Origin of the sequence: Bradyrhizobium algeriense, assembly GCF_003062295.1 — a bacterium.
GTDB classification, from domain to species: Bacteria; Pseudomonadota; Alphaproteobacteria; order Rhizobiales; family Xanthobacteraceae; genus Bradyrhizobium; species Bradyrhizobium algeriense.
Genome location: NZ_PYCN01000021.1, coordinates 16,285 through 42,443 on the forward strand (window position 1 = coordinate 16,285; position 26,159 = coordinate 42,443).

Sequence of the window (26,159 nt, forward strand, 5' to 3'; positions counted from 1 at the left end):
GGCTCCACCGGCCAGCATTCGAAAAAAGGGCGGCCTTTGGGTCGCCCTTTTTGCTGGGCGGCGGAATAGCCGTGGCCCTGCTCCGCCGTGGTATCGTCGGCCCCGGTGATTCGGGGAAGTCCATGACGGAAATGACCGACGATCTGAGCACGCCGCTCGGGCAGAAGACAGAGCGCCAAAAGCGCCGGTTCCGGCTGCCCTTCACTGCGATGCAGGCGCTGGCGGTGCTGCTCGGCCTGTTCCTGGTCGCCTTCCTCGCTATAGCCCTTTTCACCGACAACCCGTTCGGCGGCGAACCGGTCACCCGTATCGCGCTGCGCCCAACGGGAGCGGACGAAAAGCAGCCTGGAACGGCCTCCGGCCACCCCGAAAAGGCTGCGAAATCTGCCCAGCAGGCGCCGGCCGGCGACAACAAGACCGTCACCATCATCGACGGCTCCAGCGGCAAGCGCCAGGATGTCGTGATCGGCAGTGATGGCCCGGACAAGACCGGCGGAGAGCCTGCGCCGGCGATGGCCATGGCCGGTATCGACCAGCGGCTGCTGGAAAAGTCCCGTTACGGCATGATTCCGGTGGTTGCCGACGGCCTGAAGCCCTTTACGGTCTATGCCGCCGATGCCGACCGCACCAAGGCTGCCAAGATGCCTGTCGTCGCCATCGTCGTCGGCGGGCTCGGTGTCGGCGCCGCCAAGACGGCCGATGCGATCATGAAGCTGCCCCCGGCCGTAACGCTGGCATTCACCCCCTACGGGGCAGACCCCGCCAAGCTCGCCGAGCGGGCCCGTGCGCAGCGTCACGAGATCCTGCTTCAGGTTCCGATGGAGCCGTTCGACTATCCCGACAACGACCCCGGCCCGCAGACCCTGCTCACGACGCTGACGCCCGAGCAGAACATCGACCGGCTGTACTGGCACCTTAGCCGGTTCCAGGGCTATGCAGGGATCGCCAATTTCATGGGCGCACGTTTCACGGCCACCGACGCCGTGATGCAGCCGATCATCCGCGAGGCGGCCAAGCGCGGCCTTGGGTATCTCGATGACGGCTCCTCGCCGCGCAGCGCCGCGCCTTCCCTGACGGCGTCCCAATCGATGCCCTTCGCCAAGGCCGATTTTACCATCGACGCCGTGCCGACCTCGGCCGAGATCGACCGGACGCTGGTCAAGCTGGAGACGCTCGCCAAGGAGCGCGGGCTGGCCGTCGGCGTCGCCTCGGCGCTGCCGATTTCGATCGAGCGGCTTGCCGCCTGGATCAAGACCCTCGACAGCCGCGGCATCATGCTTGTGCCATTGACAACGGCGATGCTGAAATCAAAATCAGGCTAGAGCTTCGGTTCTGATTCAATCAGAACCGAAGCTCTAGATTCTTGTTTTGACGCGTTTTCTTCACGCGAAGCGGTATCCACTTCGCTCGAAAACGCTATAGAGATCAAGCTGATGGAGGCGATCCGGACTTTCCCGGACCGTGCTGGACCGACCGATTGCGGATGGACTTGATGCAAGCAAGGGAAACGTGAGGGACATGGCGCGCTATGAGGACCTGCCTTACCGGACCTGCGTCGGCATGATGCTGATCAATGCAGCCGGGCTGGTCTTCATTGGCCGCCGCGCCGGCGGCATCGAACATGTCGATCAAACCCACGTCTGGCAGATGCCGCAGGGCGGCGTCGATCCCGGCGAGGACACCTGGGAGGCCGCCAAGCGCGAGCTTTACGAAGAAACCAGCGTCCGCTCGGTGGAAAAACTCGGCGAAGTCCCGGATTGGCTGATCTACGACATTCCACGCACGGTGGCCGGTCGCGCCTGGAAGGGCCGCTACCGCGGGCAACGGCAGAAATGGTACGCCGTGCGCTTTACCGGCAAGGACGCCGAAATCAACGTTTCAAGCCCCGGCGGCGGCGGACACAAGGCCGAATTCGTGAACTGGCGCTGGGAGCCGATGAAAAATCTCCCGAACCTGATCGTGCCGTTCAAGCGGCCGGTCTATGAACGCGTGGTCAAGGAATTCTCCAACCTCGCGGGCGGCTAGCTGCTTTCATTTGACGCGCTGTCGCGGTGCTATCAGGTATTTCCTCACACGCCATGTCAGACAAACCCTATCGCCCCAACGTGGGAATCGCGCTGTTCAACACCTCGGGCCAGGTGCTGATCGGCCGTCGCTTCCGCGACGACGGGCCAGAAATCATTCTTCCCGGGCTGGAATGGCAGATGCCGCAGGGCGGCATCGACGCCGACGAGAACCCGCGCGATGCCGTCATCCGCGAGCTCTGGGAGGAGACCGGGGCGGTCAGCGCCGAATATCTCGGCGAGACCGATTGGATAAAATATGAATTTCCGCCCTATGACGGACCGTCCACGCATCGCCTCGCCCAATTCCGAGGCCAGCGGCAGAAATGGTTCGCGCTTCGCTTCACCGGCCGCGACGACGAGATCGACCCGCTGACGCCGCGCAACGGCCAGCCGGCCGAGTTCGATTCCTGGCGCTGGGAGCGGCTCGACCGTGTCGCCGACCTCGTGGTGCCGTTCCGGCGCGATGTGTACCGGATGGTGGCGCGGGTATTTGCAGAATTCACCCGTTAGAGCGGATGGTCTCGCCGCGGTCGCGGACGAGGCACTTGACGGCGGTTTGTCGCTGAATATTTTTCGGCCGGCCGAGTTCCCAGAAATGCGCCCGATGCCGTCGGCGGCTTGTCAGCGAACCTTTTTGTATCGACGGCAGACTAACGGGCTCAGCTTGAAATAACCCGCACCGGTGTTTTGCCTCCCATGATGGATGTGACTGTAACCAAGCGCCGCCGGAGTTGGGAGTGGCGGGTGCACCAGAATGGCACGCTGATCATGCACGGGCGCGAACGCACCCGTCCGGCCGCCCGCTACCAGGGTTACCGGGGCCTGTTCATGCTGCTGGCCATCGGCCGGAGGACCACCGCCCCCAGGACTTCCGAGACTTTCCCAACAACAGATCAGTCGAATTCAGGCGCCAGTCGGTCGTGGTCGAGTTAGGCCCGACCGGAAAGGGACGCTGATGGCGATGAGCTGACGATTGCTGTCGCGCTTGACGCAACCCCTGAGAGCGCCGTTCGCCACGGCCCGCTCATCGGCCCGCTTCAATCACGGCCGCAGCCGGCCAGCCGCGCCGACCGCGACCGCGGTCCAGCCGCTCAAGCACACCCGCGAGCCGCGGCAGATCAGCCGCAAAGCCACGCACGACCTGGCGCACCTTCAGCGTCCAAAAATTTGTGTTCCCCCTCTTGAAACTTTTTCGCCGTTTTCTAATTCGATTCTGCCGCTGACGCGGTGCCGGATGCCAGATCGGGTCCGGCGAGTTGAGTGGGCGCCGGACGGTGTCCGACGCGCCTTCGTATCCATCTTGCTCTTAGGAGGACTTGGCTATGAGGACCTTTGATTTCTCACCTTTGTGGCGCTCCACGATCGGCTTCGACCATCTGGCCGATCTGCTCGACAGTAATCTGCGGCAATCCGCCGACGACAATTATCCGCCCTATAATGTCGAACGGTGCGGCGAAGACGCCTACCGCATTTCGCTGGCGGTTGCCGGTTTCGGCATGGACGACATCACCGTGACCGCGGAACGCGACACGCTGATCATCGAGGGCAAGAAGCCCGACGCCGAGCAGCGCGAATACCTGTATCACGGCATCGCGGCCCGGCCGTTCCGGAGGGTGTTCAACCTCGCCGACTATGTGCAGGTCAAGCAGGCCTCGTTCAAGGACGGCCTCTTGATTGTCGATCTGGTTCGCGAAGTGCCTGACGCGATGAAGCCGCGGCGTATCCCGATCGGGAACGCCGGCGCTTCCCGCCAGATCGAACACAAGGCGGCCTGAGCCGCTTCGGTAAGCAAGGCTGGCGCCCGGATCACCGACCGCGCGCGAGCCTGTACAGCAAGCAACATGCAGAATTTCTATGAGGAGGACACTATGGCTATTCGTGATCTGATCCCGTGGTCAAGAAACCAGGAGCTTACGCCGACGCACGGCAGCTTCGATCCTTTCTTCACTCTGCACCGGGAGATGAACCGGTTGTTCGACGATGTCTTCCGCGGCTTTGGGCCGCCCGCCCGTTTCGGCAGCCCGCTGATGGAAGGTCGCTTCGGATGGCCGAGCATCGAGCTCAACGAAACCGACAAGGAGCTGAAGGTCTCGGCTGAGCTGCCCGGGCTGACGGAAAAAGACGTCCAGGTCGAGATCGCCAATGGCGTTCTGACGCTGCGCGGCGAGAAGAAATCCGAACGAACCGACAATGGCGGAAAATACTTCACCGAGCGCTATTACGGTGCGTTCGAGCGGCAGATCCCGCTCGATGGCGTCGTCGAGGATAAGGCTGAAGCCAAATTCCATGACGGTGTCTTGACCATCACGCTGCCGAAATCCGAACAAGCCCGTTCGGCCATCAAGCGTATCCCCATCGTCAATCAGTGACGAGAATGGCGGCGGCGCAGTGCGCCGTCGCCACCACCACCAACGTCTCGATCGAAAGGAGAGCTAAGGAGACCCTGTCGATGAGCAAGGCCGATCTGAATACCACTGAATTTGCGTTATTTCATCCCGCCGCACATTACGGCTCCCCAAATGAAGTATTGAACGACCAGCAGCTTTCCGACGCCGAGAAGCGGGTGATCTTGTCGTCGTGGGCATCCGACATGTACGTGGTCGAATCCTGCCCGAGCCTGCGCGAAATTCCGGGCATGGATCACACCATCCGCTTCGTAGACATTCTCGCCGCCTTGCGCCGGCTGGACGGCGCTGACGATGCTCCGCGCGAGGAAATTGGCACGCGATGGCGCCGTCTGCGCTGGGGAGCCGAAGCGCGGAGGCTTACTTCATGTTGACACCTGCCATCCTGTCCATCGCATGGATCAACCAGGCGGCCGCATGGTGGGTAGCTCCGTGGCTCGCGCTGCCGCAGAACCAAGCGCCACAAGCAGACCGCATCTCATGATCGAGCGAAAACACGTGAAGCGGCCCGTTGCGATGGCGCTGACGATCCTGCTCGGCGCCATTATCCCGGCTACTCCGGTTTCGGGTCAGATTCCGAACCTGCGAACCGGCGGCACGGTGCCGACGCTGGCCCCGCTGGTTCGCGAGGTCACCCCGGCTGTGGTCAACATCGCCGTCCGTGGCAAGATCCGTCAGGACAATCCGCTGTATCGCGATCCGCTGTTCCGGGAATTCTTCGACGTGCCGAAGCAGCTTGAGAAGGAAATCAACGCGACCGGGTCCGGCGTCATTGTTGATGCGCAGAAGGGCTATGTTCTGACTAACAATCATGTTGTCGATCAGGTCGCTTCCGTTCAGATCAAGACCAAAGACGGCCGGCCGTTTTCGGCCAAGGTTGTCGGGCGCGATCCCGCCACCGACATTGCGGTCTTGCGGATTCAATCTCCCGCAGGTTTGAAGGCAATCGCGTTCGGCGACAGCGATGCGCTCGAAGTCGGCGACTTCGTTCTCGCGATCGGCAACCCCTTTGGTCTCGGCCAGACCGTCACCTCCGGCCTTGTCAGCGCGCTTGGCCGGACCGGGCTTGGCAAGCAGGGGTATGAGGATTTCATCCAGACCGACGCGGCGATCAACCCCGGCAATTCCGGCGGCGCTCTGGTCAACCTCAAGGGAGAATTGATCGGCATCAATTCGGCGATCATTTCCCCGGCGGGCGGCAATGTCGGCATCGGCTTTGCGATCCCGGTCAGCATGGCGCGGCGCGTGATGGAGCAGATCGTCGAGACTGGCCGCATCCAGCGCGGCCGGATCGGCATCTCCTTGCGCGAACTAAATCCCTCCACCGACGGCGGACGCAGCGAAGGGGCGCGGATTGCTGAAGTCAGCCCCGGTTCGCCCGCGGAAACGGCCGGGCTGCGCAAGGGCGACATCGTGCTGAGGGCGGATGATCGTCCGATACACTCGGCTGCGCAGTTGCGAAACCGGATCGGCCTTGCCCGCATCGGCGAACAGGTCCGCCTGACGGTTGAACGTTCCGGGACGGCTCAAAACGTCACCGTCGCGGTGGGGCAGGCCTCCGACGCGAACAACGATCACGGCGAGCGCTCGGTTCAACAGCGTCAGCAGGCTGGCGAACGCTGAGGTGCAGCTAGTTCGGTCCGACCGAAAACGAGCCGATGGCGATGACCTGACAATTGTTGTCGCGCTTGACGCATTCCGCGAGCGCGCCGCTGACCGCAGCCTGCTCGGTCGCCGCCTTCAGGCCCAGGCCGGGACGGCCGGCTGCACCAACCGCCACGGCGTTCCAGCCGCTCGAGGCATCCGCGAGCCGACGCGCAACGTCGTCGCGCGCGTCGGCCGATATCATCGCATAACCGGCCGGCTTGAAGAAACCGGCGACCTTCAGTGTGGTCGGAATCGGAACCACGAAATTATCGTTGAGCGCTACGATCATGCAGGGGACGCCGGCGATCCCGCCGCATGACTCCAGGGCACGCCGTACCGCTTCCTCGACACTGTCCAGGGCAAAGGGAAAGAACAGCGCGCCGCCGGGGCCCAGCGCGACCGCCTTGTGCTTTCGCGCCGGTGTATACACGTTTTCAAGCCGCGCCTTGCCGCCGTCGCGGGTGAGCGGGACGTTTTTGGCAGCGAAGGGCTGTTCGGTCACCGCGTCATGCCGGATCCAGGGCAATGGCGGCATCGGCGGCCGGCCATGCGCGTAAACGACGGCATCGCCGACCGCGTATAATTCGCATTTGCGCGGCGATTGCGCGGCATCCGCACGCTTCTGGCATTGCTCCACCGCGGCCGACTTCGCCGCCCCCTCGCTCGGCTGGGCGGTGACGAAAGCGTTGAACCCACCGATATTGAGCGAGAACGCCTTGAAATCGGCAGCCGGCGCGTAGTCCGAAGCGAGCGAGGCACGGACCTTGTCGCTAATGAAGGGAATGCTGGCGGCGGCGAATTTTTCTGACGATACGACCATCGGCGACGACGGCGATGGCGGAGCCGCGGCGACAGCCGACGGCGCAGGACTCGAAACGCTGCTCGGAACGCTAGTTGGGGCGGCGACCTTTGACGGCGCCGACGTCTCGAGCTTGGTGAAATAGAGAAAGCCGCCGACACCGATCGCGGCCAGGCTGACCACGGTGACCGCGACCGGCCACATCCAGTTCGGCTGCGGCGCGCCTTGCGCCTTCGCGGGCTTCTTGACCTGCGGCGTCGCGTAGGTGCCGTCCTCGCGGCGCATCGCCACCATGTAGGCGTGCACCGGCGTCGGGATGTTCTTCACCTCCTGCGCGCCCATATCGGCGAACTGCACCGACAGCTTGTTGGCGACCTGCTCGTGCACCGCGCGCGAGATGCAGATGCCGCCGACTTCGGCGAGGCCCTCCAGGCGCGCGGCGATGTTGACACCATCGCCCAGCAGGTCGCCGTCACGCTCGACCACATCGCCGATGGTGATGCCGATACGAAAGGACATCTGGCGGCTGGCCGGATAGGCCATGTTGCGGGTACGCAGGCTTTCCTGGATGTCGATCGCGCAGCGCACCGCTTCGACCGCGCTCGGGAATTCGGCAAGCACGGCGTCTCCAGCCGTATTGAAAATGCGGCCGCCGCCCTTGGCGATGAAATCGTCGGTCACCTGACGGTAGGACGCGAGCCGACGCAGCGTCTCCTCCTCGTCCTCGGCAACCAGTCTGGAGTAGCCGGCAATATCGGCCGCAAAAATCGCTGCAATCTTGCGCTTCATGAAAAGCAGCCCCGGATCAATACCAGCATCCGGAACAATGCCGCCAGAAGTTCCCCGGCGCAACCTCGGCATTTCGATCGAAACATAGCCTCGGACTTCCGCTGGGGTGGCGCAGGCTGGCGTCGGGAAGTGGTCAAACAAAAAGCGCCCGTCACATTGTGACGAGCGCCGATTGTTGCTCGGGCCTTCATTGCGCCCCGGAGCGGTGCCCCGGGGCTTAGTGCATAGCCGTGGCGCTGAGCTCGTGCTGGATGCTCTTGAAGTGATCCAGCCGCTCAATGGCGTGATCGAGTTCGGAGCCTTCCTTTTCGGCGAGCTTGGCTTCCATCTCGGCAATCGTCTCGGCGAACTGCGCCCTATCGACATCCTGTATCGAGGTGGCGACGTCGGCGAGCACGGTGAGGCCGTTGTCCGACATCTCGGCGAGGCCGCCGAGCACGATGACCTTCTGATGGGCGCCGCCGCTGGTGATGGTCAGGATGCCCGGGCGAATGGCCGCGACGACCGGCGCATGTCCGGACAGCACGCCGAAATCGCCTTCCACGCCGGGGACGTCAACCTGATCGACTTCGCCGGAGAAGGCGAGCTTTTCGGGCGAAACGAGATCGAAGTGGAAGGTAGCCATGGTCTTTCCATTCTTTCCGCTGTCACCCGCGGGCTTGACCCGCAGGTCCATCAAGAGAACTTTTCTTGGCGATGGATTGCCGGGTCAAGCCCGGCAATGACGATGTAACTTAGGCTGCTTCAGCCGCGAGCTTCTTGCCCTTCTCGACGGCTTCTTCAATCGTGCCGACCATGTAGAAGGCGGCTTCCGGCAGGTGATCGTACTTGCCTTCGCAGATCGCGCGGAAGCCCTTGATGGTGTCGGCGAGCTCGACGAACGCGCCCTTCGTCCCGGTGAAGACTTCGGCGACGTGGAACGGCTGCGACAGGAAGCGCTCGATCTTCCGGGCGCGGGCCACGGCGATCTTGTCCTCTTCGGACAGTTCGTCCATGCCGAGAATGGCGATGATGTCCTGCAGCGACTTGTACTTCTGCAGCACCTGCTGAACCATGCGCGCGGTCTCGTAGTGCAACTCACCGACGACAAGCGGGGAGAGCATGCGCGAGGTCGAGTCCAGCGGGTCCACCGCCGGATAGATGCCCTTTTCCGAGATTGCGCGGTTCAGCACTGTGGTGGCGTCCAGATGGGCGAACGAGGTCGCGGGCGCCGGGTCGGTCAAGTCGTCGGCCGGCACGTAGATCGCCTGCACCGAAGTGATCGAACCCTTGTGGGTGGTGGTGATGCGCTCCTGCAGCGCGCCCATGTCGGTGGCGAGCGTCGGCTGATAGCCCACGGCCGAAGGAATACGGCCCAACAGCGCCGACACTTCGGAGCCGGCCTGGGTGAAGCGGAAGATGTTGTCGACGAAGAACAGCACGTCCTGGCCCTGGTCGCGGAAGTGCTCGGCGACGGTCAGGCCGGTGAGGCCGACGCGGGCGCGGGCGCCCGGGGGTTCGTTCATCTGGCCGAACACCAGCGCGCATTTGGACTTCACGCTCGGATCGGGATTTTTCGGATCGGCGTTGACCTTGGATTCGATGAACTCGTGATAGAGGTCGTTGCCTTCGCGGGTACGCTCGCCGACGCCGGCGAACACCGAGTAACCACCATGGGCCTTGGCGACGTTGTTGATCAGTTCCTGAATCAGCACGGTCTTGCCGACGCCGGCGCCGCCGAACAGGCCGATCTTGCCGCCCTTGGCGTAAGGCGCCAGCAGGTCGACGACCTTGATGCCGGTGACGAGAATTTCGGCTTCGGTGGACTGGTCGGTATAGGTCGGCGCTTCCTGGTGGATGGCACGCCTGTCTTCAGCGGTGACAGGGCCTGCTTCGTCGATCGGCTCGCCGATCACGTTCATGATGCGGCCGAGCGTGCCGGCGCCGACGGGGACGCGGATCGGCGAACCGGTGTCAGTGACTTCCTGACCGCGGACCAGACCCTCGGTGGTGTCCATCGCGATGGTACGCACCGTGGACTCGCCGAGATGCTGAGCCACTTCGAGCACCAGACGGTTGCCGCCGTTCTTGGTTTCGATCGCGTTCAGAATGGCGGGCAGATGTCCCTCGAACTGCACGTCGACGACGGCGCCGATGACCTGCGTGATGCGTCCGGTCTGGTTGGCAGGGGTGGCCATAAACTCTCTCCTTCGAATTCGTATCTAGAAACCGTCAGTTTGATCGTGCCTGTCGCCGTTACATCGCCTCGGCGCCGGAGATGATTTCAATCAGCTCCTTGGTGATCATGGCCTGACGGGTTCGGTTGTAAATCAGGGTCTGCTTGCGGATCATGTCGCCGGCATTGCGGGTGGCGTTGTCCATCGCGCTCATCTGCGCGCCGTAGAACGAGGCGTTGTTTTCCAGGAGCGCGCGGAAGATCTGCACCGCGAGGTTTCGCGGCAGCAGGCGCGTCAGGATCTCGTCCTCTTCCGGCTCGTATTCGTAAGACGTGGCCGGGCCGGCATTCGCGGCCGGCGCTTCCACCACCAGCGGAATAATCTGCTGGGCGGTCGGGATCTGCGAGATCACGGACTTGAAGCGCGAATAGAACAGCGTGCAGACGTCGAACTCGCCGGCGTCGAAAAGTGCCAGAACCTTCTTGGCGATGTCTTCGGCATTGACGAAGCCGAGCTGGCGCACCGAGCGCAGGTCGACGTGGTCGACGATGTTCTTCTCGAAGGTACGGCGGAGCTGCTCGTAGCCCTTGCGGCCGACGCAGAAAATCTTGACCTCTTTGCCTTGGCCGATCAGCGACAGCGCGCGCTCGCGCGCCAGACGCACGATCGAGGAATTGAAGGCGCCGGAAAGTCCGCGCTCGCCGGTGCAGACCAGCAGAAGATGCACCTGGTCCCTGCCGGTGCCGGCCAGCAGCGGCGGCGCGCCAGGCGAAGCGGCCGCAGCGGATGCGATATTGGAGATCACCGCGTCCATCTTTTCGGCGTAGGGCCGCGCCGCTTCGGCAGCGGTTTGCGCACGGCGCAGCTTCGAAGCCGCGACCATCTGCATCGCCTTGGTGATCTTCTGCGTCGCCTTGGTCGAGGCGATGCGGACCCGCATGTCTTTAAGTGACGCCATTCTCAGTTCACCCCGGCGATCCGGCCTCTAAGAGCCTCGACCGCAAGCCACTCTTTCGTCAGGCCCGGCAAGCGCCGGGCCTCGACGGCAAATCATCAAGCAAACGTCTTGGCGAAGCCTTCGACCGCGCTCTTCAGCTTGCCGGCGAGATCGTCGGAGAGATCGCGGCTGTCACGAATGCCGTTGAGAATGTCGACGTTCTTGCCGCGCAGCAGCGACAGCAGGCCGTCCTCGAACGCGCGAATCTTGCCGAGCGGAAGCGCGTCGAGATAGCCGTTGGTGCCGGCCCAGATCACGCAAACCTGCTCTTCCATCTTCAGCGGCGAGAACTGCGGCTGCTTCAGGAGTTCGGTCAGGCGCGAGCCGCGGTTCAGGAGGCGCTGCGTCGAGGCGTCGAGGTCGGAGCCGAACTGCGCGAACGCCGCCATTTCGCGGTACTGCGCCAGCTCACCCTTGATCTTGCCGGCCACCTTCTTCATCGCCTTGGTCTGCGCCGACGATCCGACGCGCGACACCGACAGACCGACGTTCACCGCCGGACGGATGCCCTGGAAGAACAGGTCGGTTTCCAGGAAGATCTGACCGTCGGTAATCGAAATCACGTTGGTCGGGATGTAGGCCGACACGTCGTTGGCCTGGGTTTCGATGACAGGCAGCGCGGTCAGCGAGCCCGAACCATGGTCCTTGCTGAGCTTCGCCGCGCGCTCGAGCAGGCGGGAGTGCAGATAGAACACGTCGCCGGGATAGGCTTCACGGCCCGGCGGACGGCGCAGCAACAGCGACATCTGGCGATAGGCAACGGCCTGCTTGGACAGATCGTCATAGATGATGACGGCGTGCATGCCGTTGTCGCGGAAATACTCGCCCATGGTGCAGCCGGTGAACGGCGCGATGTACTGCATCGGCGCCGGATCGGACGCGGTAGCGGCGACGACGATCGAGTACTCCAGCGCGCCCTGCTCTTCCAGCACCTTCACGAACTGGGCAACGGTTGAACGCTTCTGGCCGATCGCGACGTAGACGCAATACAGCTTGATGTTCTCGTCCGGCTGCGCGTTGAGCGGCTTCTGGTTCAAAATGGTATCGAGCGCGATCGCGGTCTTGCCGGTCTGGCGGTCGCCGATGATCAGCTCGCGCTGGCCGCGGCCGACCGGGATCAGCGCATCGATCGCCTTGAGGCCGGTTGCCATCGGCTCGTTCACCGACTTGCGCGGAATGATGCCGGGCGCCTTGACGTCGACGCGCATACGCTTGTCGGCCTGGATCGGACCCTTGCCGTCGATGGGATTGCCGAGCGCGTCGACCACGCGTCCGAGCAGACCCTTGCCGACCGGCGTGTCGACGATGGCGCGGGTACGCTTGACGGTCTGGCCTTCCTTGATCTCGCGGTCGGCGCCGAAGATCACGATACCGACGTTGTCGGTTTCGAGGTTCAGCGCCATGCCGCGCGTGCCGTTCTCGAACTCGACCATTTCGCCGGCCTGGACGTTATCCAGACCATAGACGCGGGCGATACCGTCACCGACGGACAGCACCTGTCCGACTTCGGTAACCTCAGCCTCCTGGCCGAAATTCTTGATCTGGTCCTTGAGGATCGCGGAAATTTCCGCGGCGCGGATGTCCATCAGCCTGCCTCTTTCATCGCGTGCTTGATCGAATTGAGTTTGGTGCGAAGCGAACTATCCACCATGCGGCTGCCGAGCTTGACTACAAGGCCGCCAATGATGGAGGGATCGACTTTCACGTTGAGCGCGACGTCCTTGCCCGTCACCGATTTCAGTGCGGTCTTCAGCGCGTCGAGATTCTTTTCATTGAGCTGCTCGGCGACGGTGACGTCGGCGGTCGCCTCGCCCTTGTACTTCGCCACCAGCGCGCGGAAGGCGCGGATCACATCGGCCACGGCGAACAGCCGGCGGTTGGCGGTCAGGACTTTAAGGAATTTGGCGGAGGTGCCGGAAATTCCGGCCTTGTCGAGCACGGCATTGAGCGCCTTTGCCTGCGCACCTGCCGAGAAAACCGGGCTGCGGACGAGGCGCTTCAGATCGGCGCTATCGGCCAGCATGGCTTCGAATTTATCGAGATCGGCCCTTACTGCGTCGACGGATTTCTCGTCGCGCGCCAACTCGAACAAGGCCGTAGCATAACGGCCGGACACTCCCGAAACGGACGGATCTTCAGCAGCCACAGAGACGCTCTTTTCAGCTGTTAAACTCGCAAGGGAAAAACCGTCGCCACGGGTAGCGGCGCCTAGCGATCCAAGCCCTTGGAATTCAAGCGGGACTTCGATTTTCGACCGGCACGCGGGGTGCCGGGATCGTTAAAATCGCGGCTTTGCTAACATAGCGAGCGCGCAGGTGCAACATGACCGCGCGTTCAGGCGATGCCTTGTCGCACGTCAATTTTCAGGCCCGGCCAGACGTCGTTCCTGACGTCGATCGACTGCCCCGGATCCGCCTTCGACGCACCCACCCCAACATCGCACTCGGCCGCGGTCGGATTCGTTCCGCCCGCATTTGCATAGCGGGCATGAGCGGAGCGGGACGGAACGAACCGGGCTTTTTCGTTTCATTTGAACATTACTTGAACAAATCTTCGCCCTAACGGGGATTACAGTATTTATAAGTAATAGCCAGTATTGAATGAGTTAAAATTTTGTTAACGCCCAAGATTACGGAATATCGTTTGATTAGTTGATCTCAGTAACAAGATATGTCAGTCGGCCAAAAACCGTCTTTACTGCCCAATTCATGCCTTATTGCGTCACCAAACGGCAACTACTGAAACTGGGACGGGGGTTCCACTTGTCACACATGTGGCAATACTGTCTGAGGGACTAGTTTATGTTGAACACCAATAATGTAGTGCCGGGTCGTGCAATCCGGCCGCGTATGGCCTTCGCCTTGATTGCCGCAACTCTCCTGGTCGGCGGCAGCATCACCGAAGCTTCTGCAAAATCCCGGCATCACCGGCATCACTCGAGCCACTCGCATCAAGCCAAGAGCAACTGGCTCGACGCCAATGCCTCGATCCGCTCTTCTGGTTCCTTCTCGGGAAAGGCTTCTTTTTACGGCAATGAATCCGGCAGCAAGACCGCCTCCGGACAGCGCTTCAACCAGAACGCCATGACCGCGGCCCACCGCTCGCTGCCGTTCGGCACCAAGGTCCGGGTGACCTATCGTGGCCAGAGCGTCGTCGTCACGATCAATGACCGTGGTCCCTTCATCAAGGGCCGCGTGCTCGACCTGTCCACGGGTGCCGCCCGCGCCGTCGGCCTGACCGGCGCCGGCGTCGGCCACGTCACTGCCGAGGTTATGTAGCGCGCGTCACACGCGCCGTTTCCGGTCCATCAGATCGAGTAAGCGTTGCGTTGCGTAAATGGTCGCGGAACTTTCCGCGGCAACAAAGGCCTGCCGTCGCAAATGACGGCAGGCCTTTTTGTCACCCTCCCCTGGAGGCGGAGGGTGAACAAAGCTCACAGAAAACTCTGCGGATCGACGTCGACTTCGAGCTTGAGATTGCCCTTGGTCTTCGGCCCGGAGGCAAGCCATTCGCGCAAATATTCCGACAGATCGACATTGCGCAGCGACTTCACCAGCAGGCGAAAGCGATAGCGGCCCTTGATCACGGCAAGCGGCGCTTCGGCAGGCCCCAGCACCTGAATGCGCTCGTCGATCGGCGCTATAGCAGCAAGCTTGCGCGCGAAACCTTCCGCGGTCGGGCGGTCACCCGCGGAGATGATCAGGCTGGCGAGCCGGCCGAACGGCGGATAGCCAGCGCGTTCGCGCGCCTCGATCTCGCTGGCATAGAACGCCTCGCGGTCGCTCGCGACCAGGGCTTTCATCACGGGATGTTCGGGCTGATGGGTCTGCAGGTAGCCGACGCCGCGGCCCTGCTCGCGCCCGGCGCGGCCGATCACCTGGTTGAGCAACTGGAACGTCCGCTCGGCGGCGCGCGGGTCGCCATTGCCGAGGCCCAAATCCGCATCGACGACGCCGACCAGATTGAGCCGCGGAAAATTATGTCCCTTCGCCACCAGCTGCGTGCCGACGATGATGTCGACGCGGCCTTCGGCGATTTCGTTCAGCTCGCTGCGCATGGTCTCGATCGAGGTGATGAGATCGCTCGACAGCACCATGGTGCGCGCATTCGGAAACAGCGAGGCCGCCTCTTCCTGCAGGCGCTCGACGCCGGGGCCGACCGCGACCAGCGATTCCTCGGCTTGGCAATGCGGGCAGATGTTCGGGCGCGGCATCGAGAAGCCGCAATGGTGACAGACCAGCCGCTGGCGAAAACGATGATCCACCAGCCAGGCGTCGCAGATTGTGCACGCAAACCGATGGCCGCAGGCGCGGCACAGTGTCAGCGGCGCGTAGCCGCGGCGGTTGAGGAACAACAGCGCCTGTTCACGCTTCTCGATCGCGAACTGAATCTGTTCGGCGAGCGGCGGCGAGATGAAGCGGCCGCGCGGCGGCGGGGCGCGGCGCAGATCGATGGCCTCGATATGCGGCATGTGCTGGCCGCCGAAACGCGACGGCAGCGCGACGCGCTGATAGCGGCCCTTGCGCGCATTGACCTCGGTTTCGACCGACGGCGTCGCGGACGCCAGCACGATCGGAATCTTGGCGATATGGGCGCGCACGACCGCCATGTCGCGGGCGTGGTAATGCGCGCCATCATCCTGCTTGTAGGCCTGGTCGTGCTCCTCATCGACGATGATCAGGCCCAGATCCGCATAGGGCAGGAATAGCGCCGATCGCGCCCCGACCACGACCGGTGCCTCGCCCGCCGATATCGCCGCCCAATTGCGCTGCCGGGTGCGCGGCGTCAATTCGGAATGCCACTCGATCGGACGCACGCCGAAGCGCTGGGCAAAGCGGTCGAGGAATTGTCCTGTCAGCGCGATCTCCGGCATCAGGATCAGCGTCTGCTTGCCGCGGCGGATGATTTCCGCAATCGCCTCGAAATAGACTTCGGTCTTGCCCGAACCAGTGACACCGTCGAGCAGCGCGACATGGAAGGAGCCATTGGCCGCCAGTGCGCGCATCGCGTCGACCGCCGTGCGTTGCTGCGGAGAAAACTCCGGCTGCGCGAAGGACGGATCGGGCGCGGGCGGCGCCAAGGGCGGCGGCATCGCCTCGACGGCAAGCGTGCCCTCGTCGACCAGGCCGTCGACCACGCCGCCACTGACGCCGGCTTCCCGCGCGGCTTCGGACTTGCCGTGCAGCAGGCCGTCCGACAACACCTCGATCAGGCGCCGCCGCGCCGGCGTCAAACGCCGTGGCGGCTCGCCCACCAGCCGGACGCCGAGCCGCATCCGCTCAGGCCCGAGATTTTCGCCCATCCGCAACGCCATGCGCAGCACCATGCCGCGCGCCGACAGGGTGTAGGTGGAAACCCAATCGACGAGGCTGCGCAGTTCCTCTTTCAGCGGCGGCACATCGAGCTTCTCGCCGACATCCTTCAGGCGGTTGTGCAGGCGCGGATCAGGATTGGCGTTTTCCGCCCACACCACGGCCACCACCTCGCGCGGACCGAGCGGCACGCAGACGACGTCGCCGGGCTTCAGCGCCATGCCGCGCGGCACGCGGTAAGAATAATTCTGATTGAGCGCGACCGGCACCAGCACGTCGACGACGCGGGTCGCCGATGCGGATGAGGTGGTTTCGCGGGTGGCGTGGTCCATCAGGGGAATCGGGCTCGAGGTGTCCAGGGCAAGGCTAGCGCCGCGCCGCCAAGTTAGCGAACGGTAAACGAAAGAGGTGCGATATAATGGATGGAATCACCGTCTCCAAGGCAGAGGTCATGGGCAAGCAAGTTCCGGCACCTCAACCGATCGAGCTCGACTGCGCAGACGAGGGCCTCGCGCTGGAGATGGCGCGCTGGCTGACGCATCTGCGCGCCGAGCGGCGGCTCTCGCCCAAGACGCTCGAAGCCTACGCCCGCGACCTTCGCCAATGCCTGACTTTCCTCAGCCAGCACTGGGGCAGGAAGGTCACGCTGAAAGGGTTTGCGGCGCTGGAGGCCACCGACGTCAGGGCCTTCATGGCGATGCGCCGTGCCGACGACATTGCCGGGCGTTCGCTGATGCGGGCGCTGGCGGGCTTGCGTTCATTCGGGCGCTATCTCGAACGCGAAGGTAAGGGCAAGGTCGGGGCGCTGTCCGCCATCCGCGCGCCCAAGGTTGCCAAGAGCCTGCCGAAGCCGATCCAGATGGACGCCGCCAAGCGTTTTGCGGATGCCGACGAGCGCGCCGGCGAGGAACGCGATCCCTGGATATGGGCGCGCGATGCCGCCGTGATGGCGCTGCTCTACGGTTCGGGCCTGCGCATCTCCGAGGCGCTGGGATTGAAACGGCGCGACGTGCCCAAGCCGGGCGAAGGCGACGTCCTCATCGTCACCGGCAAGGGCAACAAGACCCGGATGGTGCCGGTGCTGCAAAACGTGCTGGCGGTGATCGCCGACTACGTTGCGATGTGCCCGCATTCGCTTCCCCCGGCCGGTCCGATTTTCGTCGGCGCGCGCGGCGGGCCGCTTTCGCCGCGGATCATCCAGCTCACCATGGAGCGGCTGCGCGGCGCGCTCGGCCTGCCCGACAGCGCCACGCCACATGCGCTGCGGCATTCCTTCGCAACCCATTTGCTCAGCCGCGGCGGCGATCTGCGCGCGATCCAGGAACTGCTCGGCCACGCCTCGCTCTCGACCACGCAGATCTATACCGGCATCGACAGCGAGCGGCTGCTGGAAGTGTACAAGAGCGCGCACCCGCGGGGGTAACGCGGGCCAGACACAAAATATCGAAAACAACCCCATGCAAAGTAGGACGGACCCCGGTTCGCAGCACTGAAGCCGCTTGCGTCCAGAGCACGAGATGGCCCGTCGTCACGGCCCGGCCTGATCTCATCCCGCTCTAATTGGCTAGATACTCGATCTGGTACACATAGTCCGATCCGCGACCGACCTCCATGCGGACGACCGGCAGAGATTTGAGCCGCTCATAGACGGGGGTCGTCATCTTTACCGTGCGGCCGGCGATGTCGGCGAGGAATCGAGCGGCACTGCGACAAGGCCGATCGACCGCAACAGCACCGGATCGCGCACGGTCTTCAGCAACAGGGCGAAGAGAATGACCAGCGGCCAAAAGCATGCCGCGACGAAATCGGCGGTTGTCATATTGAGAGCTTAGAAATACGGATAGAACAATCCATCAATGAACGGGCCCAAAATCCGCTTAACTCTTGCGTTGAACAGGCCGTTCGGCAATCGTGAACCTGGATTTCACTGGAGAGGGGACAATATGGGCGCACATGAAAGCATGGAGCATGCGGAGCATGCCGAGCACGCTTCGGGCTCGAACAAGAAGATCGCGTTGCTGATCGCCGTGATCGCCTTGTTTCTGGCGCTGTCGGAAACGCTGGGCAAGGGCGCGCAGACCGAAGCCATCAGCAAGAATGTCGAGGCCTCGAACCTGTGGGCATTCTTCCAGGCCAAGAGCATTCGCCGCACCACGGTTCAGGCCACGGCGGAACACGCCAAGCTCAGCCTGGGGACCATCGGCGACGATGCTGCGAAAGCGGCCTTGCAAAAACAGATCGACGACTGGAACAAGACCGCAGCACGTTACCGTTCGGAGCCGGAAACCGGGGAGGGTTCGGAACAGCTCGCCGCACGCGCCAAGCATGCCGAGCACCAGCGCGACGACGCAACGGCAAAGTATCACCACTATGAAATCGCCTCGGCCGCCTTCCAGATCGGCATCGTGCTGGCCTCGGCCACCATCATCACCGGCATGATCGCTCTGGCCTGGGTGTCAGGCATATTGGCAGTCGCGGGCATCGCGATCACGGCGCTCGGCCTCTACGCGCCGCATCTGCTGCATCTGCATTGAGTTTGCGCAGAGCGGTTGGCAACACGCTCCCCTGTCATGCCCCGCGAAGGCGGGGCATCCAGTACGCTGCGGCCTCTCGGCTCAATCCGGCCTCTGGAATACTGGGTCACCCGCCTTCGCGGGTGACGACAAGAGCGAAGGCGTCAACGCGCTTCGTGCACGCTCTTACGGAAACGCGCGATCAGCCGCAGCGTGCGGGACGACCACCCCTCGCCGTCGCCACGCAGCATTTCCCGGATGCGCTGCTTGATCGGCTGGACCAGGGCCGCCGCCTTGGCGCGCATCGCCATGATGAATTCATAGGTCTTCCTGAACCACGCCATTTGCAGGAGCTTCGACCGCGTTACGTCGAAGATGAAGGCGGTGACGCCGACACCGACGAGTTTTCCGAACACGATGACGACGACGGCGCTCAGCCAATATTCATTCGCCAGCAGCCAGAGGCCGACCAGCTTGAGCGGAAACAGCGGGATCACCGGCACCGCGAACACGATCAGCGTCATCGCCGGCGACAGCGTATCGACGCGCCCGGACAGCCATTGCTTGAAGGCGCGCAGCGGGATCCGCGCAACGACGCGCTCGACGATCGGCTCGAGATGATCCCATAGCCAGGCTTCGATCAGGAAGATGACCGCAAGCAGGACCCAGAACGGCTGTAACAGGCGGCGCATCATCGATGTGGTCTCTAGAGCGAAATGACGTTCACTGATTGGTCGCTCCACTCTATTTCTTTGTTCAAAGCATGATCTTTTCGAGAGACCGGATACCCGCTTCTTATTCATGCTCTACCCGGTTGCACCGGGTTCCGATCACATATGGATGGCGCGTTTGCCGACCGCAAGCGCGGCTTCCTTGATAGCTTCCGAGCGGGTCGGATGGGCATGGCACGTGCGCGCCAGATCTTCGGCGGAGCCGCCAAACTCCATCAGAACGCAGGCTTCGTGGATCATTTCGCCGGCTTCGCGGCCGACGATGTGCACGCCGAGCACGCGGTCAGTCTTCGCATCTGCGAGAATCTTCACGAAACCGTCAGTGGTCTGGTTGACCTTGGAGCGACCATTGGCGGTGAACGGAAATTTGCCTGACGTGTAGGCGACGCCGGCCTGCTTCAGTTCTTCCTCGGTCTTGCCGACCGACGACACTTCCGGCGTGGTATACACCACGCCTGGAATAACGTCGTAGTTCACATGACCGGCCTGGCCGGCAATGATCTCGGCGCAGGCGACGCCCTCGTCCTCGGCCTTGTGCGCGAGCATCGGTCCCGCCACCACGTCGCCGATCGCGTAGACGCCCTTCACGGTGGTTGCGAAATGCGCGTCGATCTGCACGCGTCCGCGATTGTCGAGCGCGATGCCGGCTTCCTTGCAGCCGAGCCCTTCGGTGTAGGGCACGCGGCCGATGCAGACGAGAACGACATCGGTCTCGAGCGTCTCCGCTGTTCCACCCGCCGATGGCTCCACCGTCGCCTTCAACATCTTGCCTGACGTATCGACGGCAGTGACCTTGGCGCCGAGCTTGAACGCAAAGCCCTGCTTTTCGAGCATGCGCTGGAATTGCTTTGCGACCTCGCCATCCATGCCCGGCAGGATGCGATCGAGGAATTCGACCACCATGACCTCAGCGCCGAGCCGTTTCCAGACCGAGCCGAGCTCGAGTCCAATCACGCCCGCACCGATGATCAGAAGCTTCTCCGGCACTTTCGCCAGCGATAGCGCGCCGGTCGACGACACCACGCGCTTTTCGTCGATCTCGATGCCCTTCAGCCGCGCGATATCGGAGCCGGTGGCAATGACGATGTTTTTGGTCTCAACCGTCTGCGCCTTGCCGTCACTGCCCGTGACCTCGACCTTGCCGGCGCCGAGGATCTTGCCCTTGCCATTGATGACATCGATCTTGTTCTTCTTCATCAGGAACTCGACGCCCTTGACATTACCGTCGATGCCCTGCTGCTTGAAGTTCATCATCGACGGCAAATCGAGTTTTGGCGTGGAAACGCTGACGCCCATCTTGGCAAAGGAGTGCCCGGCCTCCTCGAACATTTCGGAGGCGTGCAGCAGCGCCTTCGACGGCATGCAGCCGACGTTGAGGCAGGTGCCGCCGAGTGCCGCGTTCTTCTCGACCACGGCGACCTTCATGCCGAGTTGCGCCGCGCGCACCGCGCAGACATATCCGCCCGGGCCAGTGCCGATGACGACGAGATCGTAGGAAGCCATGATGAAGTCCTGTAGCTGAGAAACGTGTCAGGTATTACCGCCCACCCGAGACATCAAGGATGGCGCTGGTGACGTAGGACGCCTCGTCCGAGATCAGCCAGACGATGGCGTTGGCGATTTCATCCGCGGTGCCGACGCGCTGCATCGGCACCATGTGCGCGAGCCGGTGCGCGCGATCGGGCTCGCCGCCGCTCGCGTGAATTTCGGTATCGATCAGTCCGGGCCGGATCGCGGCCACGCGAATGCCCTCGCCGGCGACTTCATGACCGAGGCCGACAGTGAAGGAATCCACCGCGCCCTTGGAAGCCGCATAATCGACATAGGTATTGGGGGAGCCGAGTTTCGCCGCGACCGAGGAAAGATTGACGATGACGCCGCCCTCGCCGCCCTTGCGGGTCGACATCCGCTTCACGGCTTCACGCGCACAGAGGATGCTGCCGGTGACGTTGACCGCCATCATGCGCTGGATGCGCTCGGCCGACATGTCCTCGACCCGCGCCGACGGACCGACGATGCCGGCATTATTGACGAGCGCGCCTAACGTTCCGAATTCGTCCGCCGCGGCAAACAGCGCGAGAATGTCCGCCTCGCTGCCGACATCGCATTTCACGGCAATTGCCTTGCCGTTCTTGCGCTCGATCGAGGAGACGACTTCCTTTGCCGCCGCCTCATTGCTGGCGTAGCCGACCACAACGCGAAAGCCGCGCGCAGCGGCAGCGAGTGCGGTAGCGCGGCCGATGCCGCGGCTGCCGCCGGTGATCACAACAACCTTGTCCGTCATATCAGCCCCCACAAGTCGGCGCGCATCGATCCATGGCTCGCAGCGCCGGCCTTTCGCACCGGCGCTGGCAAAGCCGGTGGCGTTAGAGATCCAGCACCAGCCGCGCCGGGTCTTCCAGGCTTTCCTTGACGCGGACCAGGAACGTCACCGCTTCCTTGCCGTCGATCACGCGGTGATCGTAGGACAGCGCCAGATACATCATCGGGCGGACCTCGATCTTGCCGCCGACCACCATCGGCCGCTCCTGGATCTTGTGCATGCCGAGGATACCGGACTGCGGCGCGTTCAGGATCGGCGTCGACATCAGCGAGCCGTAGATGCCGCCATTGGTGATGGTGAAGGTGCCGCCCTGCATCTCGTCGATCTTGAGCTGGCCATCGCGGGCGCGGCGGCCGAAATCGGCGATTCCCTTTTCGATGTCGGAGATCGACTTGTGGTCGCAGTCGCGCACCACGGGCACGACGAGGCCCTTGTCGGTGCCGACGGCGACGCCGATGTGGTAGTAGTTCTTGTAGATCAAATCAGTGCCGTCGATCTCGGCGTTGACGGCCGGGATATCCTTCAGCGCCTGCACGACGGCCTTGGTGAAGAAGCCCATGAAGCCGAGCTTCGAACCATGCTTCTTCTCGAACACGTCCTTGTATTGTGTGCGCATCGCCATGATGTGGGTCATGTCGACCTCGTTGAAGGTCGTCAGCATCGCCGCCGTGTTCTGCACGTCCTTCAGCCGTCGCGCGATGGTCTGGCGCAGCCGGGTCATCTTCACGCGCTCTTCGCGCGCGGCGTCGTCGGCGGGTGACGGCGCGCGCACCTGCACGGAAGCGGCCGGCTGATTGACCGGCGTCGGCGCGGACGCCGCCTTCTCGATCGCGGCCAGCATGTCGCCCTTGGTGACGCGGCCGTCCTTGCCGGAGCCGGGAACGGTCGCGGCATCGATGCCGCTTTCGGCGGAGAGTTTTCGAACCGACGGCGCCAGCGGCGAATCCGATGCCACAGCCTTCGGAGCCGCAGCAGGCGCGGCGGCGGGCGCTGCAGCCGGGGCGGCGGCCTTGGCAGGCGCGGCCGGCTTGGCAGCGCCGGCCGCGCCGACATTGATCTGCCCGAGCAGCGCGCCGACGGCAACGGTTTCGCCGTCCTTGGCCGCGATCTCGCCGAGCACACCGGCAGACGGCGCCGGCACTTCGATGGTGACCTTGTCGGTCTCAAGCTCGACCAGCGGCTCGTCCACCGCGACGGCGTCGCCGGCCTTCTTGAACCAGCGGCCGATGGTGGCTTCCGTCACGGACTCGCCGAGCGTCGGAACACGAATTTCAGTCATGGTATGTTTCCTCTTTGCGTCATGGCCGGGCTCGTCCAGGCCATCCACGCCTCAAAAAGATCTCGAACAAAAGGCCGTGGATGCCCAGGACAGTTGGGCGAAGACGGCGCTTCGCGCCTTTGGCCCGGGCATGACGACCAAGGAAATTTCCTAATTCAGCGCCTCATCCAGCATCGCCTTGAGCTGCGCCTGGTGCTTCGACATCAAACCGGTGGCGGTTGCGGCCGACGCCGCGCGGCCCGCGTAACGCGGACGCCGGTTCGGCGCATGGATCTGGTTCAACACCCATTCGAGATAGGGCTCGATGAAGTGCCATGCCCCCATGTTGCGCGGCTCTTCCTGGCACCAGACCACTTCGGCGTTCTTGAAGCGTCCGAGCTCCTGCACCAGCGCCTTGAGCGGCACCGGATAGAGCTGCTCGACGCGCATGATGTAGATGTCGTCGATGCCGCGCTTCTCGCGCTCCTCGTAGAGATCGTAATAAACCTTGCCCGAACACAGCACGACACGGCGGATCTTGTCGTCCGTCGTGAGCCTGGTCTTCTCGTCGGGCCGCATCTGGGCGTCATCATACAGGATGCGGTGGAAGGTGGTGTCCGCCCCCAATTCGTCGAGCTGCGAGACCGCGCGCTTGTGCCGCAACAGCGACTTCGGCGTCATCATGATCAGGGGCTTGCGGATTTCGCGATGCAACTGGCGCCGCAGCACGTGGAAGTAATTCGCAGGCGTAGTGGGATACACCACCTGCATGTTGTCTTCGGCGCACATCTGCAGGAAACGCTCGAGCCGCGCCGAGGAATGCTCCGGCCCCTGCCCTTCATAGCCATGCGGCAGCAGGCAGACGAGGCCGGACATGCGCAGCCATTTGCGTTCGCCCGACGAGATGAACTGGTCGAACAGCACCTGGGCGCCGTTGGCGAAGTCGCCGAACTGCGCTTCCCACATCGCCAGCGCCTTCGGCTCGGCCAGCGAATAGCCGTACTCGAAGCCGAGCACCGCCTCTTCGGACAATAGCGAGTTGATGACCTCGTAATGGCCCTGGTCGTGGCCGAGGTGGTTGAACGGTGTGTAGCGGCTCTCGTCTTCCTGGTCGATCAGCACCGAATGGCGCTGCGAAAACGTGCCGCGCTCTGAGTCCTGTCCCGACAGCCGGACGTGGCGGCCTTCCTGCAGCAGCGTGCAGAACGCCAGCGCCTCGCCGGTCGCCCAGTCGATGCCGACGCCGTTGTCGATCGCCTTGGCGCGGTTTTCCAGGAAGCGCTGGATGGTGCGGTGAACCCGGAAGCCGTCCGGCACCTTGGTGATCTTGCGCCCGATATCCTTGAGGATGTTGACGTCGACGCCGGTGACGCCGCGGCGGGCTTCCTCTTCCTGGTCGGCGGACTTTAAGCCCGCCCACTTGCCGTCGAGCCAGTCGGCCTTGTTGGGCTTGTAGCCGGAACCGGCCTCGAGCTCGGCATCGAGCCGCGCGCGCCAGTCGGCCTTGGCCTTCTCGACCTCGCCCTCGGTCATCACGCCGTCGGCGATCAGCCGCCTGGCGTAAATCTCCAGCGTCGAGGGATGCGAGGCGATCCGCTTGTACATCACCGGCTGGGTGAATGCCGGCTCGTCGCCCTCGTTGTGGCCATGGCGGCGGTAGCAGAACATGTCGATGACGACAGGCTTGTGGAATTTCTGCCGGAATTCGATCGCGACCTTGGCCGCGAACACCACTGCTTCCGGATCGTCGCCGTTCACATGGAAGATCGGTGCGTCGATCATCTTCGCCACGTCGGACGGATAGGGCGAGGAACGCGAATAGCGCGGATAGGTGGTGAAGCCGATCTGGTTGTTGACGATGAAATGCAGCGAGCCGCCGGTGCGATAGCCCTTCAGGTCGGACAGGCTGAAGCATTCCGCCACCACGCCCTGGCCGGCGAACGCCGCGTCGCCGTGCATCAGCATCGGCAGCACCGAAATACGCATATCCGGCGGATCGCCGTGCTGGTCCTGCTTGGCGCGAACCTTGCCGAGCACGACGGGATCGACGATTTCGAGATGCGACGGGTTCGCGGTCAGCGACAGATGGATCTTGTTGTTGTCGAACTCGCGGTCGCTCGATGCGCCGAGATGGTATTTGACGTCGCCGGAGCCCTCGACCGCGTCCGGGTTGGCGGAGCCGCCCTTGAATTCATGAAACAGCGCGCGGTGCGGCTTGCCCATCACCTGGGTCAGCACGTTGAGGCGGCCGCGATGCGGCATGCCGAGCACGATCTCCTTCACGCCGAGATTGCCGCCGCGCTTGATGATCTGTTCGAGCGCCGGAATCAGCGATTCTGCGCCGTCGAGGCCGAACCGCTTGGTGCCCGTGAACTTGAGATCGCAGAACTTTTCAAAGCCTTCGGCTTCGACCAGCTTGTTGAGGATCGCGCGGCGTCCCTCGCGGGTAAAACTGATTTCCTTGTCCGGACCCTCGATGCGCTCCTGGATCCAGGCCTTCTGCGCAGCGTTGGAGATGTGCATGAACTCGACGCCGAGCGTCTGGCAGTAGGTGCGCTCGCAGATCGCGACGATCTCGCGCAAGCTGCCGTATTCGAGGCCGAGCACGTGGTCGAGGAAGATCTTGCGGTCGAAATCGGCTTCGGTAAAGCCGTAGGTGCGCGGATCGAGCTCTTCGCGATCGCGCTGCGCCTCGATGCCGAGCGGATCGAGTTTAGCGTGGAAATGCCCGCGCATGCGGTAGGCGCGGATCAGCATCAAGGCGCGGACCGAGTCGCGGGTCGCCTGGTTGATGTCGGCGGCCGACGGCTCGACCCCCTTGGCCTGCGCCTTGGCGGCAAGCTTGGTGCCGACCGCCTTCTCGACGGTGACCCAGTTGCCGTCCAGCGCCGAGGTCAGTTCGTCGCTTGGGGTGAGTGGCCAGTTGTCGCGGCCCCAGGAGGGCCCCTCGGCGTTCTTCTGGACGTCGGCCGGGGTGTCTTTCAGGCTCTTGAAGAATTCCTGCCATTCGGCGTCGACCGATGCGGGGTCTTGCTCGTAGCGGGCATAGAGGTCGTCGATGTAGGTGGCGTTGGTGCCCTGCAAAAAGGAAGAAAGGGCAAATGCTGCATTCGCGTCCTGGCGAGACATGATGGCGTCCTGGTAATTTTCGGTTTGCGCGTGG

The 26,159-nt window shown here is 63.3% G+C and carries 23 protein-coding genes; 10 read left to right on the top strand and 13 right to left on the bottom strand.

Going from position 1 to position 26,159, the window contains the following annotated elements; translation table 11 throughout:
* Positions 1–122 precede the first annotated feature (122 nt).
* The 7 genes from C7G61_RS29935 (at position 123) to C7G61_RS29970 (ending at position 6,094) form a co-directional block, all read left to right on the top strand.
* Positions 123–1,322 carry a divergent polysaccharide deacetylase family protein gene (locus C7G61_RS29935; protein ID WP_108520583.1) on the top strand — a complete coding sequence of 400 codons (1,200 nt, stop codon included), beginning with the start codon at positions 123–125 and terminating at the stop codon, positions 1,320–1,322.
* Between the two features lie 196 nt (positions 1,323–1,518).
* Positions 1,519–2,025 (top strand): RNA pyrophosphohydrolase, encoded by a 507-nt coding sequence (locus C7G61_RS29940; RefSeq protein WP_108520585.1) that lies wholly within the window; start codon positions 1,519–1,521, stop codon positions 2,023–2,025.
* Between the two features lie 53 nt (positions 2,026–2,078).
* Entirely contained in the window at positions 2,079–2,576 is a 498-nt protein-coding gene (locus C7G61_RS29945; protein ID WP_108520587.1) for an RNA pyrophosphohydrolase, read from the top strand.
* Positions 2,577–3,388: 812 nt separating this feature from the next.
* Positions 3,389–3,841, top strand: a complete 453-nt coding sequence (locus C7G61_RS29955; protein WP_108520591.1) for an Hsp20 family protein — start codon at positions 3,389–3,391, stop codon at positions 3,839–3,841.
* A gap of 93 nt (positions 3,842–3,934) precedes the next feature.
* Positions 3,935–4,435: an Hsp20/alpha crystallin family protein gene (locus C7G61_RS29960; RefSeq protein ID WP_108520822.1), complete on the top strand. Its 501-nt coding sequence runs from the start codon at positions 3,935–3,937 to the stop codon at positions 4,433–4,435.
* 80 nt (positions 4,436–4,515) lie between these two features.
* Positions 4,516–4,845, top strand: coding sequence for a hypothetical protein (locus C7G61_RS29965; RefSeq protein WP_244608536.1), 330 nt, complete (start codon positions 4,516–4,518; stop codon positions 4,843–4,845).
* A gap of 106 nt (positions 4,846–4,951) precedes the next feature.
* Positions 4,952–6,094, top strand: coding sequence for a Do family serine endopeptidase (locus C7G61_RS29970; protein ID WP_420836806.1), 1,143 nt, complete (start codon positions 4,952–4,954; stop codon positions 6,092–6,094).
* Positions 6,095–6,101: 7 nt separating this feature from the next.
* On the opposite strand, the gene C7G61_RS29975 is transcribed toward C7G61_RS29970, so the two are convergent.
* From C7G61_RS29975 to C7G61_RS30000, 6 genes are all read right to left on the bottom strand, one after another.
* A complete protein-coding gene (locus C7G61_RS29975; RefSeq protein ID WP_108520593.1) occupies positions 6,102–7,706 on the bottom strand; it encodes an adenylate/guanylate cyclase domain-containing protein in 1,605 nt (534 codons plus the stop codon).
* A gap of 217 nt (positions 7,707–7,923) precedes the next feature.
* A complete protein-coding gene (locus tag C7G61_RS29980; RefSeq protein ID WP_108520827.1) occupies positions 7,924–8,331 on the bottom strand; it encodes a F0F1 ATP synthase subunit epsilon in 408 nt (135 codons plus the stop codon).
* Positions 8,332–8,440: 109 nt separating this feature from the next.
* Complete coding sequence (gene atpD, locus C7G61_RS29985; protein WP_108520596.1) at positions 8,441–9,883, bottom strand: F0F1 ATP synthase subunit beta; 1,443 nt, start codon at positions 9,881–9,883, stop codon at positions 8,441–8,443.
* Positions 9,884–9,941: 58 nt separating this feature from the next.
* Positions 9,942–10,820 (bottom strand): F0F1 ATP synthase subunit gamma, encoded by an 879-nt coding sequence (locus C7G61_RS29990; RefSeq protein WP_108520598.1) that lies wholly within the window; start codon positions 10,818–10,820, stop codon positions 9,942–9,944.
* Between the two features lie 95 nt (positions 10,821–10,915).
* A complete protein-coding gene (gene atpA, locus C7G61_RS29995) occupies positions 10,916–12,445 on the bottom strand; it encodes a F0F1 ATP synthase subunit alpha (RefSeq protein WP_108520600.1) in 1,530 nt (509 codons plus the stop codon).
* Positions 12,445–13,005, bottom strand: a complete 561-nt coding sequence (locus C7G61_RS30000; RefSeq protein WP_108520602.1) for a F0F1 ATP synthase subunit delta — start codon at positions 13,003–13,005, stop codon at positions 12,445–12,447. The genes atpA and C7G61_RS30000 overlap by 1 nt, the downstream gene beginning before the upstream one ends.
* Positions 13,006–13,660: 655 nt before the next feature.
* Here C7G61_RS30000 and C7G61_RS30005 point away from each other — a divergent pair.
* The gene (locus C7G61_RS30005; RefSeq protein WP_108520604.1) at positions 13,661–14,137 is read left to right on the top strand and encodes a septal ring lytic transglycosylase RlpA family protein; all 477 of its coding nucleotides are present in this window, start codon (positions 13,661–13,663) and stop codon (positions 14,135–14,137) included.
* Between the two features lie 155 nt (positions 14,138–14,292).
* Here the strand turns inward: C7G61_RS30005 and C7G61_RS30010 are convergent, their stop codons facing one another.
* Positions 14,293–16,503: a primosomal protein N' gene (locus tag C7G61_RS30010; protein ID WP_108520607.1), complete on the bottom strand. Its 2,211-nt coding sequence runs from the start codon at positions 16,501–16,503 to the stop codon at positions 14,293–14,295.
* Positions 16,504–16,622: 119 nt separating this feature from the next.
* Here C7G61_RS30010 and C7G61_RS30015 point away from each other — a divergent pair, with 119 nt between their 5' ends.
* Positions 16,623–17,594, top strand: coding sequence for a tyrosine recombinase XerC (locus C7G61_RS30015; protein ID WP_108520829.1), 972 nt, complete (start codon positions 16,623–16,625; stop codon positions 17,592–17,594).
* A gap of 240 nt (positions 17,595–17,834) precedes the next feature.
* Here C7G61_RS30015 and C7G61_RS44925 read toward each other — a convergent pair whose 3' ends face one another.
* Positions 17,835–17,990 (bottom strand): hypothetical protein, encoded by a 156-nt coding sequence (locus tag C7G61_RS44925; RefSeq protein WP_190242022.1) that lies wholly within the window; start codon positions 17,988–17,990, stop codon positions 17,835–17,837.
* A gap of 124 nt (positions 17,991–18,114) precedes the next feature.
* Between C7G61_RS44925 and C7G61_RS30025 the strand changes: the two genes are divergently transcribed.
* Positions 18,115–18,705 (top strand): DUF4337 domain-containing protein, encoded by a 591-nt coding sequence (locus C7G61_RS30025; protein WP_108520611.1) that lies wholly within the window; start codon positions 18,115–18,117, stop codon positions 18,703–18,705.
* A 143-nt stretch (positions 18,706–18,848) separates the two neighbouring features.
* Here the strand turns inward: C7G61_RS30025 and C7G61_RS30030 are convergent, their stop codons facing one another.
* The 5 genes from C7G61_RS30030 to C7G61_RS30050 form a co-directional block, all read right to left on the bottom strand.
* Positions 18,849–19,379, bottom strand: a complete 531-nt coding sequence (locus C7G61_RS30030) for a hypothetical protein (RefSeq protein ID WP_108520613.1) — start codon at positions 19,377–19,379, stop codon at positions 18,849–18,851.
* A gap of 135 nt (positions 19,380–19,514) precedes the next feature.
* A complete protein-coding gene (gene lpdA, locus C7G61_RS30035; protein ID WP_108520615.1) occupies positions 19,515–20,918 on the bottom strand; it encodes a dihydrolipoyl dehydrogenase in 1,404 nt (467 codons plus the stop codon).
* A 34-nt stretch (positions 20,919–20,952) separates the two neighbouring features.
* Entirely contained in the window at positions 20,953–21,699 is a 747-nt protein-coding gene (locus tag C7G61_RS30040; RefSeq protein WP_108520618.1) for an SDR family oxidoreductase, read from the bottom strand.
* An 82-nt stretch (positions 21,700–21,781) separates the two neighbouring features.
* On the bottom strand, positions 21,782–23,017 hold the full coding sequence (gene odhB, locus C7G61_RS30045; RefSeq protein WP_108520620.1) for a 2-oxoglutarate dehydrogenase complex dihydrolipoyllysine-residue succinyltransferase: 1,236 nt from the start codon (positions 23,015–23,017) through the stop codon (positions 21,782–21,784).
* Positions 23,018–23,167: 150 nt separating this feature from the next.
* Positions 23,168–26,125 carry a 2-oxoglutarate dehydrogenase E1 component gene (locus C7G61_RS30050; protein ID WP_108520622.1) on the bottom strand — a complete coding sequence of 986 codons (2,958 nt, stop codon included), beginning with the start codon at positions 26,123–26,125 and terminating at the stop codon, positions 23,168–23,170.
* Positions 26,126–26,159 lie beyond the last annotated feature (34 nt).